A 12,907-nucleotide genomic window follows, 5' to 3' on the forward strand; every position below is an offset into this window, starting at 1 on the left:
TATCCCATACGTCGACCTTGGCGCCGGTATTTGCGCTTCAAGTCTTTTGTTGTCGTACGGGGGAAAGAGGAAGTTATGTCGTACGTGGAGATGCCGGGGGCGAACGTCCCCATCCGGATGTGGGCGGACCCCAAGACGGTCGAGGGCGCCGCGATGCAGCAGCTGCGCAACGTCGCCACACTGCCGTGGATCAAGGGCCTGGCCGTCATGCCGGACGTCCACTACGGCAAGGGCGCCACGGTCGGCTCCGTGATCGCCATGCAGGGCGCGGTCTGCCCGGCGGCGGTCGGCGTCGACATCGGCTGCGGGATGTCGGCGGTACGCACGTCGTTGACGGCCGCCGACCTGCCGGACGACCTGTCGCGGCTGCGGTCGAAGATCGAGCAGGCGATTCCGGTGGGGCGGGGGATGCATGAGGACCCGGTCGAGCCGGGGAAGTTCCACGGGGTGCCGACCGGAGGGTGGGACGACTTCTGGGGGCGGTTCGACGGGGTGGCGGATGCCGTCAAGTTCCGTCAGGAGCGCGCCGTCAAGCAGATGGGAACGCTCGGAAGCGGCAACCACTTTGTCGAATTCTGTCTCGACGAGTCCGGTTCGGTCTGGCTGATGCTGCACTCCGGATCCCGGAACATCGGCAAGGAGCTGGCCGACCACCACATCGGCGTCGCCCGCGAACTGCCGCACAACCAGGGCCTGGTGGACCGCGACCTCGCGGTGTTCATCGCGGACACCCCGCAGATGGCGGCGTACCGCAACGACCTGTTCTGGGCGCAGGAGTACGCGAAGTACAACCGCGCGCTGATGATGGCGCTCTTCAAGGACGTGGTCCGCAAGGAGTTCAAGAAGGCCGCGCCGACCTTCGAGCAGGAGATCTCCTGCCACCACAACTACGTGGCGGAGGAGCGGTACGACGGCATGGACCTGCTGGTCACCCGCAAGGGAGCGATCCGCGCGGGCTCCGGGGACTACGGCATCATCCCGGGCTCGATGGGCACCGGCTCGTACATCGTGAAGGGTCTCGGCAACGAGGCGTCCTTCAACTCGGCGTCGCACGGCGCGGGCCGCAAGATGAGCCGCAACGCCGCGAAGAAGCGGTTCTCCACGCAGGACCTGGAGGAGCAGACGCGGGGCGTGGAGTGCCGCAAGGACTCCGGTGTCGTGGACGAGATCCCGGGGGCGTACAAGCCGATCGAGAAGGTCATCGAGCGGCAGACGGACCTGGTCGCGGTGGTCGCGAAGCTCAAGCAGGTCGTGTGCGTGAAGGGCTGAGGCTCCGCTGCCGGGCTACTTCGCGTGCATGACCGCGTAGATCATGATGAACGCGACGATGTGGATGCCGAAGAGGAAGTACGCGAGGTACCACCACACCAGGCGTTCGTTCTTCTTCTCCTGGGCGAGGCGGCGGGACTCCTGTTCGTGGACCAGGCGGTCCAGGGGGTCGGGGGAGTCGGGGGAGCCGCCGGGAGTTCCGGGGTCGTCGGCGGCGTAGGTCATCGCTGCTCCCGGTGGACCTTCGTGTTGGACGCCTGGGCGCGGGGGCGGACCACGAGGAGGTCGATGTTGACGTGGGGCGGGCGGGTGACCGCCCAGGTGATCGTGTCCGCCACGTCGTCGGCGGTCAGCGGCTCGGCCACGCCCGCGTAGACCTTGGCGGCCTTCTCCTCGTCGCCGCCGAAGCGGGTCAGTGCGAAGCCCTCGGTCTTGACCATGCCGGGGGCGACCTCGATCACGCGGACCGGGGTGCCGACGATCTCCAGGCGCAGGGTCTCGGCGAGGACGTGCTCGGCGTGCTTGGCGGCGACGTAGCCCCCGCCGCCCTCGTACGTGCCGTGGCCCGCCGTGGAGGAGACGACGACCACGGTGCCGTCGCCGCTCGCGGTGAGGGCGGGGAGCAGGGCCTGGGTGACGTTCAGGGTGCCGATGACGTTCGTCTCGTACATCTGGCGCCAGTCGGCCGGGTCGCCGGTGGAGACGGGGTCGGCGCCGAGCGCGCCGCCCGCGTTGTTCACCAGGACCGCGATCTCGCGGAACGCCGTCGCGAAGGTGTCGACGGCCGTGCGGTCGGTGACGTCGAGCTCGTACGCCGTGGCGCTGTGCCCGGCGTCCGTCAGCTCGGCCGCGAGTGCCTCGATGCGGTCCTTGCGGCGGGCCGTCAGGACGACCCGGTATCCGGCCGCCGCGAGGCCGCGGGCGGTGGCCGCGCCGATGCCGCCGCTGGCACCCGTGACGATGGCGATGCCGGGCTTGCGGGGCGTTGCGGCGGCGGACATGCGGGCTCCCTGGGGGTCGGGCCGGGGCGGGCTGGTTCGGGGTGGTGCGGCGTGGTGCGGGCCGGCCCGGGGTGGGCCGGTTCGTTTCGTACGTGCGTTCCTTGCTGCCTCGGTCAGCATAGGCGCGCCCCGCCCGGCCCGGATGGCCGACGTCGGCCTCGGTGAGGGCGGTGGAGTGGGCGGCGGGCGTGGTCAACAGGGTGGCATGTGGGGGGTTGGGGGGTCCGGAGCGGCGGCGGGTGGCATGTATGGCGCAGGTGTGGACGCCGGTGGTGTGGATGTCGGCGCCATGGACGGGCAGTGTCGTGGTTGGTAGTGGAGGTAGTCGTGCGGGTGCTCTGTGTGGGGGCCGTGGTCGCGGGGGCGGTGCTGTGGGGGAGCGGCGGCGCCGTGGCGGACGTGGACGCGGTGCCGGAGGCGGATGTCGCGTACCACGGGCAGGTGGCCATGACCCGTGGGCTCGCGGCGGTGTCCCTGACGCCGGAGAACCACGGCCCGGACGACGTCCCCGGCGCCACGGTCCGGCTCGTCTGGTCGGTGCCCCTGGAGGACGGCATGCGGCTGCCGGACACCTGTGTGCGGGCCGGTGAACGCGGGGTGCTGTGCCGCACGGGCGCGCTGCCCGCGGGTGCGCGCGGCGAACGGCTGCACCTTGCCGTCCGGCTCCGCGGGGCGCCGCGCGAGGTGACGGTGACGGTGGGCACGGTCTGGAACGGCGGCGCGGTCGACCACAATCCGCGCAACAACGAGCATGCGGTGCTCGTCCTCGACACCGGGGACTCGTACTACTTCTGAGCCGGCTGCTGCTGGCCAGGCGCTGCTCCCGGGGGCGCTTCCCAGGGCGCGTTTCCCCGGGGCTGCTTGCCAGGGCGCGTTTCCCCGGGGCCGCTCCCGGCTACCCCTGCCCCGGCCCGGCCGTCTCCGACAGGTCGAGGCGCCAGTCGTTGCACCGCATCCAGTGCCCCTTCGGGTACTCCATGTCCTCCTCCCCGAGGAGCGTGAAGCCCGCCTTGCGGCACACGCCGTTGGACGCGGGGTTGTCCACGGAAGGGAACGCGTGCAGGTGGCGGTGGTGGGCCGCGCGGCGGGCCTCGGCCACCACCAGGCGCACGGCCGTGCCCGCGATGCCGTGGCCCTGGAACTCGGGGACCACGCCCCAGCCGGCCTCCCACACGTCCTCGCCGCCGTGGGTGGTCTCCCAGAAGCCGACGATGCCCGCCGACGCCCCCTCGGGGCCCGCCGCGATCCGGAACATCCGGCCCCGGCGGCCGTCGTCCAGGCCCAGATACCGGCGGTGCCGGTCGAGCAGCTTCTCGTGGGTCTCGGGGCCGCCCAAGTGCGCCGTCATCTCGGGCGAGTTGTGCCGTACGAGCAGCTCGAAGTCGCCCTCCGACCAGGGCGCGAGCCGGACATCCTGAGCCTGTGTTCTCTCCATGGACTCACGGTAGGCGGAGGGTCTGACAATCAACCGGCGCCGACGGCCGCCGCACCCCGCCGCTCCCGGCCCTCCCCGCCGCGCCCCCGCTGCCCCCGGCCTCAGCCCGGCGCGTACGCCGTCGGCGGCACCCCCACGGTCGCCGTGAAGTCCCGTACGAGATGCGCCTGGTCGGCGTACCCGAGCCCCGCCGCGAGGTCCGCCCAGTCCACCGCCGCCGCCGACTCCGCTCGCTCCAGGGCCTCGTGGATGCGATAGCGCAGGACGACCCACTTCGGGCCGACGCCCACGTACGCCGCGAACAGCCGTTGCAGCGCCCGCACCGACAGGCCCGCCTCGCGCGCCAGGTCCCCGACGCGCCGGATGGTGCGGTCGGCGCGGATGCGGTCGGCCAGCTCCATGGCGAGGTCGGCCCCCGGGTCGGGGGCGGGGCCGTGGCGCAGCAGGAAGGCGTCGAGGGCGGCCACGCGCGCGTGCTCGTCGTCGGGGCGGAGGACCGCGTCGGCCGCGTCGGCCGTGTCGTCCGGCCCGGCCGCCGCGCTCGCGCTCACCGCCCCGCCCGTGCCCGCGCCCACCGGGCCGGAGTCCCCCGCTCGTCCCCCTCCGAACACCTCGCCCAGCCCCACCTCCCGCCCCGTCAGCTCCGCCACCGCCCGCCCCGGTGCGAACGGCCGGAAGCCGCCCGGCCGGAACTGGACCCCGCACACCCGCCCGCGCCCGGCCAGCTCCTTGCTGAACAGGCCGAGGCCGACGCCCGCCACCTCCCCGAAGGGTTCGCGCCCGGGCAGGTCCTGGAAGACGACGTTCACCGACGGGTGCGGCACCACGTGCGTCACGTACGGCTCGGTGAGGTCCCAGTCGACCAGCCAGTAGTGCTCCAGGTAGGGCCGCAGGGGCTCGGCGGGGGCGTGCCGCCGGAAACGTACGCGGGTCATGAGACCGGAGGCGTCGACGATGCCCCGGGTGTCGCGACGAGGCGTGCCGGAGGAATCAGCAGGACCAGCAGGACCAGCGGGGCCAGCAGGGTCAGCAGGACCAGGAGCGCGGGAGGGGCCGGGCATGTCGTGATCGTAGGACGGGGCACTGACAGTGGTCCGGGACCCGCCGCCCGCCGGGCTGTCGCGTTTGTTCAAGACGGGCCGTGCCCCCGCTGCCTACCGTCGCCCCATGAACACCACCCACAAGACCGGAGACCTCCTGGCCGTCGCCGCCGTCCACGCCCTGCCCGTGGTGCGGAACCTCCCCGACGACCGCCTCGACGCCCGCACGCCCTGCGCCGAGTACGACGTACGGGCCCTGGTGAACCACCTCTTCCACGTGGTGGTGCAGTTCCAGGAGCTGGCCGCCAAGCGGAACGCCGACTTCGGCGGCGACACGCCCGACTATGTGGCCGAGGGCGACGACTGGCGCGAGCGGTTCGCGGCGCAGACGGAGAAACTGGTCGCCGCCTGGTCCGCGCCCGGCGCCGACGAGGGCACGACGGGCGCGATGAACATGCCCGCGCGGACGGTCGGTTCGATGGTCCTGCTCGATCTGACGGTGCACGCCTGGGACCTGGCCCGCGCGACCGGCCAGGCGTACGGGACGGACGAGGCGGCCGCGACCGGCGTACCGGACGTCGTGGACACCCTGCGCGCGGCCGTCGCCGAGCTGGCCCCCACGGCCCGCGCTATGGGCGTCCTGGGGGAGCCGGTGCCGGTGTCCGAGGACGCCTCGGACTTCGACCGGCTGCTCGCGGCGACGGGCCGGGACCCGCACTGGAGCTGAGCCCGCCCCCCCGTGGAGCCCGACCGCCCCACCCTCACGACGGCGTCCGCAGCGCCTCCACCGCGATCCGCGCCGCCGTCCCGATGACCGCGTCCGCCGACGGCAGCGTCGCCGCCGTGCGGGCGGCGCGGGTGAACACGGCGACGGCGTAGCGCCCGCCGTCGGGGTACTCGACGACGCCGACCTCGTTGCGCACGGTCGGCAGGCTGCCGGTCTTGCCCGCGACGTGGACGTCGTCGAAGGGGAAGCCGGCGGCGAGGCGGTGCGGCCAGACCTGGAGGCCGAGGACGCGGCGCATGGCGGCGCCGTGCTCGGGGACGCAGGCCTCGTCCCGCCACACCGCGCCGAGCAGGCGGGTCATGTCGCGCGGGGTGCTGTGGTTGGTGCGGGCCGGGTCGAGGGCGCGCAGCCGGGCGATCACGTACGGGTCGGTCAGGGCCTGCGCGCCGCCGGGGCCCGCGTCCTCGCGCATGGACGCGAACATCTCGCGGAAGCTGTGTACGGCCCGGGTGCGGGTGAGGCCGAGGCGGGCGGTCGTGGCGTTGACGGCGTCCAGGCCGACGCGTTCCAGGAGGAGTTCGGCGGCGGTGTTGTCGCTGACGGCCATCATCAGGTACGCGGCGTCGCGCAGGGACATCCGTACGGGGTCGAGCATCGCGGAAAGACCGGTCGGGCCGGACGTGCGGTCGGCGGGCGGGCACTCGATCTGTTCGGTGAGGTCGACGCGGCCCGCCGCGGCCTGCTCGTGCAGCGTGACGAGGACGCACAGCTTGTGGACGCTGGCGGTGACGACGGGCTGGTCGGCGCCGACGCCGACCTCCGCGCCGGAGTCGATGTCGACGGCGTGCAGCCGGCCCGTTACTCCGGCCTCGGTGAACGCGTCCTGGAGACGGATGGGGGTCGTGGTCACAGCCAGTACTCCGCGGTCGGACGCAGATGGAGCGGACGTGGGGGCGCGTCGGCGGTCAGGGCGGCGGTGTCGCGCAGGGCGCGCGTGACCGCCTCCGCGAACGCCACCACCGCGGTGTCGCCGCGCCCCTTGGGCCAGGCCACCGAGTGCCGCCAGGCCAGCGGGGCACCGGCGAGCGGCCGCCAGACGATGTCGGGGTCGGTGCCGGGAGGGGGCGCGGGGTGGGCGTCCTTGGGGCTGAAGGCGACGGCGTGCGCGGACAGGATCAGGCCGCGCACGAAGCTGGCGCCCTGGCCGTGCCGGACGGCGGTGGGGGTGTAGCCGTCGCGGGCGCAGGTGGTGAGGAGGTCGTCGTGCAGGGCGGGGGCGGCGCCGCGGTGGAAGAGGACCAGGTCGTAGCCGGCGAGGGCGGGGAGGGGGACCTCGTCGAGGGCGGCGGCGGGGGCGCCGCGCGGCAGCAGCACGCCGACCTCGCGGCGCAGCACCGGGCCGAGTTCGAGGCCGGTGACATCGCAGGGGTGGTGGATGAGGCCGACGTCCAGGTCGTGCGCGGCGAGCTGGGCGAGCTGCTGGGTGGTGGTCAGCTCGCGCAGCTCCAGTTCGACGCCCTCGTGGTGCCGCCGGAAGTCGGCGAGGAGCGCGGCGACGGTCTCGCCCGCGATGTCCGGCGGGAGCGCGGCGCGCAGCAGGCCGCTCTCGCCGTCGCGGATGCGGCGTGCGGTGGCGAGCAGCGCCTCGGAGCGGGCGAGGAGCTCGCGGGCCTCGTCGAGGAGCAGCGTCCCGGCCTTGGTGATGGTGACCTGTCTGCTGGTGCGTTCGAAGAGGCGCACGCCGAGGTGGCGTTCCAGGCGCTGGACGCGTTGCGACAGGGGTGGCTGGGCCATGCCGAGGCGTTCGGCGGCCCGACCGAAATGTGACTCTTCCGCAACAGCCACAAAGCACTCCAGGTGCCGCATCAGGTCCACGAACAGCGACGATATCGCAGATTAATGAATACGTAAGTGATATCGAACTTGGACATAGGGTGCTCGGCGCTGATCTGCTCGGTGCATGACCTCGCTCTCTTCGGTACGGCCCGCCTCCGCTCGCGTACGTCGTCGGAGCACCGTGCGCCGCTGGTCCGGCGCCCTCGTCGTGGGCCTCGCCCTGACCGCGGGCTGCTCCACCGCCTCCGACTCCGGCTCGGCCGCGCCCTCGGACTCCCCGAAGCCGACGGCCGCCGCCGACACCCGCGAGCGGCTGCGCGTGGACGGCACGACCCGCGACTACCTCCTGCACAAGCCCACCGCACCCGGCTCGGGCCCGCGCCCGCTCGTCGTCGCCTTCCACGGCCGGGGCGCCGACCCCGCCGAGATGCGCGAGCTGACCGGCCTGGACGAGGCGGCCAAGGCGCGCGGGATGCTGGTCGCCTACCCCAGGGCCCTGCGCAAGACGTGGGGCGCGGGCGCGGCGCCGTCCCGGCTGCGCCCGGACCCCGACGCCGACGTGCGCTTCACGCAGGCCCTGGTCGACAAGCTGGTCCGCACGGAGCGGGCCGACCCGCGGCGGGTGTACGTCGTGGGGTTCTCCAACGGCGGCTCGATGGCGCTGCGGGTGGCGGCGGACCGGCCGAAGCTGGTGGCGGGGGCGGTGTCCGTCGCGGGGCAACTGCCCACCGGGCGGGACGAGGTGCGGCCGAAGGGGCCGGTGCCGGTGATGGTCGTCTACGGCGCCAAGGATCCGGTGCGCCCGGTCACGGGCCTGGCCCGGCCCGGGCCCGCCCCCAAGGGCCAGGAGCCCATCATGGCAACCAAGTCGGCCCGCTCGAGCGTCAAGGCCTTTGCCACGGCCGGTCGTACGAAGCCTCCGGCCCAGCAGTCCCGCGAGGGCTACGACCGCACCGTGTGGCGTCCCGGCCCCGGCACGGTCCCCGTCGAACTCCTCGTCGTGCGCGACGCGGGCCACACCTGGCCAGGAACGCGCGTCACCCCGCCCAAGGGCTTCGGCCCCGCCAGCAAGGCGCTGGACACCACCGGCACCGTGCTCGGCTTCCTCACCGCCCAGAGCCCCCGGCCCCCGCACGGGACGGCCACCACCCAGGAGCGCACCGACCGATGAACGAGAGCGACCGATGAACATGAGCGACCTCAACGAGAGCAACCGATGAACAAGACCGTCCGCCGCGCAGCCGTCTTCTGCGGGCTGCTCGTCCTCGCCCTGCTGGTGCGCGCCACCTGGGTGCAGTTCGTCAGCGCCCAGACCCTCGCCGAGCACGAGCAGAACCGGCGCGTGAAGATAGCCGACTTCGGCCAGCCGCGCGGCGACATCATCGTCGGCGGCGAGGCCATCACCGGTTCCGTGACCACGCCCGGCTCGGACTTCAAGTACAAGCGGGTCTTCAAGGACGGCCCGATGTACGCGCCCGTCACCGGCTTCTTCTCGCAGTCCCAGGGGCAGACGTTCCTGGAGGGCGTGCACAACGACCTGCTCACCGGCAGGGACAGCAGGCTGCTCGGCTCGCCCCTGGACACCCTGACCGGCGAGCGGCCCAAGGGCGGCGACGTGGTCACGACCATCGACCCGAAGGCGCAGAAGGCCGCCTACAAGGGCCTGACGGACCTGGACGCCAAGGGTGCGGTGGTCGCCCTGGACCCGCGCACCGGCAAGATCCTGGCGCTGGCGAGCACGCCCTCGTACGACCCTTCGGTGTTCTCCGGGATCTCCGGCAAGGACGGCCGGGCGTTCGAGAAGCTCAGGAAGGACAAGGCCAAGCCGCTCAACAACCGGGCGTTCCGCGAGGCGTACCCGCCGGGGTCGACCTTCAAGATCCTCACCGCGGCGGCCGCCCTGGAGCACGGCACGGTCAGCGACATCGACAAGCCCTCGCGCGCCCGCGCCCCCTACCGGCTGCCGCAGAGCTCCACGGAGATCGGCAACGTCGTGCCGAACGACATGTGCGACAAGGCCTCGATGCGCACCGCGATGCAGTGGTCGTGCAACAACGTCTTCCTGGACGCGGCGCTGCGGACCGGAAAGGACAAGATGCGGGAGACGGCGGAGCGGTTCGGCTTCAACGAGGAGCAGTTCATGCCCGTACGGACGTCCGCGAGCGGCTATCCGGAGAAGCTGGACAAGCCCGGGACGGCGCTCACCGGCATGGGCCAGGGCAGCGTCACCACCACCCCGTTCCAGATGGCCATGGTCACCGCGGGCCTCGCCAACGACGGCAAGGTCATGAAGCCGTACCTGGTCGAGGAGTTGCGCGGCGCCGACCTGTCGACGGTGGAGAAGGCCGAGCCGGAGGAGCTGGAGCAGGCCGTCTCGCCGGAGACCGCGCGCAAGGTGCAGGACATGATGGAGTACACGGTCACCGACGGCACCGGCGACAAGGTGGCCATCGACGGGGTCACCGTCGGCGGCAAGCCCGGCACCGCGCAGCACGGCTCGAACGTGCGTGACGCGCGGCCGTACGCGTGGTTCGTGTCCTACGCCAAGCAGTCCGACGGCACGTCACCGGTGGCGGTCGCCGTGCTCGTCGACCCCGAGGACATGGACATCACCCGCTCCGAGATCGCGGGCGGCAAGCTGGGCGCGCCGATCGCCAAGGCGGTGATGAAGGCGGTCCTGAAGAAGTCCTGACCGGACGTGGACCGTGCCTGGTGTGGCCGCTCTCGGTGGCTCAGGGCCACACCAGGCAGTACGCCTGATGCCCCGCGTCGTGCAGGCGGTGGCTGAAGTCCTGCCACTCGTGCAGCAGTTGGTAGACGTTGAAGGCGTCCCGGGGGCCGCCGCGGTCGGGGACCGTGGACCAGATGAAGGCCGCCGCGCCGACGGACTCCTCGCCGATGCCGCGCAGCGGGTCGACGACCGTCATGGGGAGCTTGACGACGGCGTAGTCGGGGTGGAGGACGACCAGCTCCAGCGGGGGGACCTTGTGCAGGGGTATGCCCTCGATGCCGGTCAGGACCATCGCGGCCATCGTCTCCGGCTTGATCTTGGTGAACATGCCGCCCATGCCCAGCTCGTCGCCGCCGAGCTCCTCGGGGCGCATCGAGATGGGGACCCGGGCCGCCGTGGCGCCGTCGGGGGCGCCGAAGTATTTGTAGGTCACCCCCACCCCGCCGCTCCTGTTTCCCGCCCGCTCACCCTGCACTCTGTCCGGCGTCCGCTGCTCGGGGGCCGGGACCGCCTCTGCCTCTCGCCGGTGCTTGCCCCGCCGGGCACGCCGGGGACCCAGGCCGTCGGTCCCCTCGCCCAGTCCGCCACCGCGCTGCATATCTCCACCCGACTGCTTTTCTAGAGCGCGCGGACCCCGCCGCGCAACCCGATCATCGTGTCAGTGACCTCCCCCACGGTCACCCGCCGAAACGTGGGGTGAAACACCAGTCCACAGGATTTCCGCACAACGGCCCCACGGCGAGGCCGACAGCGCGGAAAGCCGCCGCACAGGAGGCCCGGCCACGATGTCCGGACCCTCTGACACCATGGTTCATGTGAGCTTCCCGTATAGCGCCCCAGTTTCGCAGACTCTTTTCGACCGCGCGGCGGCCGTGACGCCCGGCGGTGTGAACTCGCCCGTCCGCGCCTTCCGAGCCGTGGGCGGTACGCCCCGTTTCATGGTGTCCGGTACGGGTCCGTACCTGACGGACGCCGATGGCCGCGAGTACGTGGACCTCGTGTGTTCATGGGGACCCATGATCCTCGGGCACTCCCACCCCGAGGTCACCGCCGCCGTCCAGGAGGCCGTCGCCCGCGGCACCTCCTTCGGCACGCCGGGCGAGGGCGAGGTCGCCCTCGCCGAGGAGATCGTCGACCGGATCGCCCCGGTCGAGCAGGTCCGCCTCGTCTCCAGCGGCACGGAGGCGACGATGTCCGCCATCCGGCTCGCCCGCGGCTTCACCGGGCGCGCCAAGGTGATCAAGTTCGCCGGGTGCTATCACGGGCACGTGGACGCGCTCCTGGCCGCGGCCGGGTCGGGCGTCGCGACCCTCGGCCTGCCGGACACGCCGGGCGTCACGGGCGCCCAGGCCGGTGACACCATCGTCCTTCCGTACAACGACCTGGAGGCCGTGCACGAGGCCTTCCACACCCACCCCGGCGAGATCGCCTGTGTGATCACGGAGGCCTCGCCCGGGAACATGGGCGTCGTGCCGCCGCGCCCCGGCTTCAACGAGGGCCTGAAGTCCGCGTGCGCGAAGAACGGCGCGCTGTACATCTCCGACGAAGTCATGACCGGATTCCGGACAAGTAAAGCCGGATGGTTCGGAGTTGACGGGGTGACGCCGGATCTCATGACCTTCGGAAAGGTCATGGGCGGTGGATTCCCGGCGGCCGCTTTCGGCGGCCGCGCCGATGTCATGGGGCATCTCGCGCCGGTGGGACCCGTTTATCAGGCGGGCACGCTGTCGGGGAATCCCGTCGCCACGGCCGCGGGTCTCGCACAGTTGCGTCTCCTCGACGACGCGGCGTACGAGAAGGTGGACGCCGTCTCCGCCGAACTGCGCGGCCTTGTCGGCGATGCGCTGAACAAGGAAGGCGTCGCGCACCGCGTGCAGAACGCCAGCAATATGTTCTCCGTGTTCTTCACCGACCGTGAGGTGCGGAATTACGACGACGCCAAGACGCAGGAGTCGTTCCGCTTCACCGCGTTCTTCCACTCGATGCTGTCGCAGGGCGTCTATCTGCCGCCGTCGGCCTTCGAGTCCTGGTTCGTTTCCACCACCCATGACGAGCGTGCCGTCGAGCGCGTCGCCGCCGCCCTGCCGGCGGCCGCGCGCGCGGCCGCCGAAGCCACGAAGACCCCGGAGGCCACCGCATGACCGCGGGCAGCACGAGCGCCGGCAGTGAGATCACCGTCGTCCACCTGATGCGCCACGGCGAGGTGCACAACCCCGACGGGATCCTCTACGGCCGCCTTCCCGGCTACCACCTCTCCGACCTCGGCAGGCAGATGGCCGACCGCGTCGCCGAGCACCTGTCCACCAGGGACATCACGCACGTCGTGGCCTCCCCCCTGGACCGGGCGCAGGAGACCGCGACCCCCATCGCCAAGGCGCACGGCCTCGACCTGGCCTCCGACGGGCGGCTCATCGAGGCGGACAACGTCTTCGAGGGCAAGACCTTCGGCGTCGGCGACGGCGCCCTGAAGAACCCGGACAACTGGAAGCACCTCGTCAACCCGTTCAAGCCGTCCTGGGGCGAGCCGTACGTCGAGCAGGTCGTGCGGATGATGGGCGCCCTCGACGCGGCCAAGGACGCGGCGCGCGGGCACGAGGCCGTGTGCGTGAGCCACCAGCTGCCGATCTGGATCGTGCGCAGCTTCGTGGAGAAGCGGCGCCTTTGGCACGACCCGCGCAAGCGGCAGTGCACGCTCGCCTCTTTGACGACGTTCACCTATCGCGGCGACAAGATCGTATCCGTGGGTTACTCGGAACCTGCCCGAAATCTTGTCCCCAAGCACCTTCTCGCGGGCGCCAAGCCGGTGAAGGGGAAGAGCAAGGCATTCGGCGCGTGACGCTTGCGCTGTGCCTGTAGGACGGGGTTCGG

Annotated in this window: 14 protein-coding genes; 7 read left to right on the forward strand and 7 right to left on the reverse strand. The window is 72.1% G+C overall.

Going from position 1 to position 12,907, the window contains the following annotated elements; all coding sequences use genetic code 11:
- Positions 1-75: 75 nt before the first annotated feature.
- A complete protein-coding gene (locus ACZ6AA_RS00190; RefSeq protein WP_468450342.1) occupies positions 76-1,269 on the forward strand; it encodes an RtcB family protein in 1,194 nt (397 codons plus the stop codon).
- A 15-nt stretch (positions 1,270-1,284) separates the two neighbouring features.
- On the opposite strand, the gene ACZ6AA_RS00195 is transcribed toward ACZ6AA_RS00190, so the two are convergent.
- Together ACZ6AA_RS00195 and ACZ6AA_RS00200 are read right to left on the reverse strand one after the other, a co-directional pair.
- The gene (locus ACZ6AA_RS00195; RefSeq protein ID WP_468450344.1) at positions 1,285-1,494 is read right to left on the reverse strand and encodes a hypothetical protein; all 210 of its coding nucleotides are present in this window, start codon (positions 1,492-1,494) and stop codon (positions 1,285-1,287) included.
- Entirely contained in the window at positions 1,491-2,270 is a 780-nt protein-coding gene (locus tag ACZ6AA_RS00200) for an SDR family NAD(P)-dependent oxidoreductase (protein ID WP_468450346.1), read from the reverse strand. Before ACZ6AA_RS00200 ends, ACZ6AA_RS00195 begins: the two co-directional genes overlap by 4 nt.
- Before the next feature lie 300 nt (positions 2,271-2,570).
- Here ACZ6AA_RS00200 and ACZ6AA_RS00205 point away from each other — a divergent pair, with 300 nt between their 5' ends.
- Positions 2,571-3,065: a hypothetical protein gene (locus tag ACZ6AA_RS00205; RefSeq protein WP_468480318.1), complete on the forward strand. Its 495-nt coding sequence runs from the start codon at positions 2,571-2,573 to the stop codon at positions 3,063-3,065.
- A 100-nt stretch (positions 3,066-3,165) separates the two neighbouring features.
- Here ACZ6AA_RS00205 and ACZ6AA_RS00210 read toward each other — a convergent pair whose 3' ends face one another.
- Together ACZ6AA_RS00210 and ACZ6AA_RS00215 are read right to left on the reverse strand one after the other, a co-directional pair.
- A complete protein-coding gene (locus ACZ6AA_RS00210) occupies positions 3,166-3,705 on the reverse strand; it encodes a GNAT family N-acetyltransferase (RefSeq protein WP_471455648.1) in 540 nt (179 codons plus the stop codon).
- A 101-nt stretch (positions 3,706-3,806) separates the two neighbouring features.
- Entirely contained in the window at positions 3,807-4,640 is an 834-nt protein-coding gene (locus tag ACZ6AA_RS00215) for a DUF6597 domain-containing transcriptional factor (protein WP_471455649.1), read from the reverse strand.
- Between the two features lie 232 nt (positions 4,641-4,872).
- On the opposite strand from ACZ6AA_RS00215, the gene ACZ6AA_RS00220 reads away from it, so the two are divergent.
- The gene (locus tag ACZ6AA_RS00220) at positions 4,873-5,472 is read left to right on the forward strand and encodes a TIGR03086 family metal-binding protein (protein WP_468450354.1); all 600 of its coding nucleotides are present in this window, start codon (positions 4,873-4,875) and stop codon (positions 5,470-5,472) included.
- A 34-nt stretch (positions 5,473-5,506) separates the two neighbouring features.
- Here ACZ6AA_RS00220 and ACZ6AA_RS00225 read toward each other — a convergent pair whose 3' ends face one another.
- Together ACZ6AA_RS00225 and ACZ6AA_RS00230 are read right to left on the reverse strand one after the other, a co-directional pair.
- Entirely contained in the window at positions 5,507-6,382 is an 876-nt protein-coding gene (locus tag ACZ6AA_RS00225; protein WP_468450355.1) for a serine hydrolase, read from the reverse strand.
- Positions 6,379-7,347, reverse strand: a complete 969-nt coding sequence (locus ACZ6AA_RS00230) for a LysR family transcriptional regulator (RefSeq protein ID WP_468450356.1) — start codon at positions 7,345-7,347, stop codon at positions 6,379-6,381. The genes ACZ6AA_RS00225 and ACZ6AA_RS00230 overlap by 4 nt, the downstream gene beginning before the upstream one ends.
- An 85-nt stretch (positions 7,348-7,432) precedes the next feature.
- Between ACZ6AA_RS00230 and ACZ6AA_RS00235 the strand changes: the two genes are divergently transcribed.
- Positions 7,433-8,479, forward strand: coding sequence for a CE1 family esterase (locus tag ACZ6AA_RS00235; RefSeq protein ID WP_468450357.1), 1,047 nt, complete (start codon positions 7,433-7,435; stop codon positions 8,477-8,479).
- Positions 8,480-8,524: 45 nt separating this feature from the next.
- Positions 8,525-10,000 (forward strand): peptidoglycan D,D-transpeptidase FtsI family protein, encoded by a 1,476-nt coding sequence (locus ACZ6AA_RS00240; protein ID WP_471455650.1) that lies wholly within the window; start codon positions 8,525-8,527, stop codon positions 9,998-10,000.
- Between the two features lie 40 nt (positions 10,001-10,040).
- Here ACZ6AA_RS00240 and ACZ6AA_RS00245 read toward each other — a convergent pair whose 3' ends face one another.
- Positions 10,041-10,478, reverse strand: a complete 438-nt coding sequence (locus ACZ6AA_RS00245; RefSeq protein ID WP_016640275.1) for a hypothetical protein — start codon at positions 10,476-10,478, stop codon at positions 10,041-10,043.
- Between the two features lie 367 nt (positions 10,479-10,845).
- Here ACZ6AA_RS00245 and hemL point away from each other — a divergent pair, with 367 nt between their 5' ends.
- Entirely contained in the window at positions 10,846-12,180 is a 1,335-nt protein-coding gene (hemL, locus tag ACZ6AA_RS00250) for a glutamate-1-semialdehyde 2,1-aminomutase (RefSeq protein WP_468451664.1), read from the forward strand.
- Positions 12,177-12,875 (forward strand): histidine phosphatase family protein, encoded by a 699-nt coding sequence (locus ACZ6AA_RS00255; protein WP_030361122.1) that lies wholly within the window; start codon positions 12,177-12,179, stop codon positions 12,873-12,875. The genes hemL and ACZ6AA_RS00255 overlap by 4 nt, the downstream gene beginning before the upstream one ends.
- Positions 12,876-12,907: the final 32 nt, after the last annotated feature.

The sequence above is a fragment of the Streptomyces sp. NPDC040610 genome (assembly GCF_055594065.1).

Bases quoted from the DNA above. Each gene is read 5' to 3' on its own strand.
- ACZ6AA_RS00190 (WP_468450342.1), top strand. From the start codon at position 76: ATGTCGTACGTGGAGATGCCGGGGGCGAACGTCCCCATCCGGATGTGG.
- ACZ6AA_RS00195 (WP_468450344.1), bottom strand. From the start codon at position 1,494: ATGACCTACGCCGCCGACGACCCCGGAACTCCCGGCGGCTCCCCCGAC.
- ACZ6AA_RS00200 (WP_468450346.1), bottom strand. From the start codon at position 2,270: ATGTCCGCCGCCGCAACGCCCCGCAAGCCCGGCATCGCCATCGTCACG.
- ACZ6AA_RS00210 (WP_471455648.1), bottom strand. From the start codon at position 3,705: ATGGAGAGAACACAGGCTCAGGATGTCCGGCTCGCGCCCTGGTCGGAG.
- ACZ6AA_RS00215 (WP_471455649.1), bottom strand. From the start codon at position 4,640: ATGACCCGCGTACGTTTCCGGCGGCACGCCCCCGCCGAGCCCCTGCGG.
- ACZ6AA_RS00220 (WP_468450354.1), top strand. From the start codon at position 4,873: ATGAACACCACCCACAAGACCGGAGACCTCCTGGCCGTCGCCGCCGTC.
- ACZ6AA_RS00235 (WP_468450357.1), top strand. From the start codon at position 7,433: ATGACCTCGCTCTCTTCGGTACGGCCCGCCTCCGCTCGCGTACGTCGT.
- ACZ6AA_RS00240 (WP_471455650.1), top strand. From the start codon at position 8,525: ATGAACAAGACCGTCCGCCGCGCAGCCGTCTTCTGCGGGCTGCTCGTC.
- hemL (WP_468451664.1), top strand. From the start codon at position 10,846: ATGGTTCATGTGAGCTTCCCGTATAGCGCCCCAGTTTCGCAGACTCTT.
- ACZ6AA_RS00255 (WP_030361122.1), top strand. From the start codon at position 12,177: ATGACCGCGGGCAGCACGAGCGCCGGCAGTGAGATCACCGTCGTCCAC.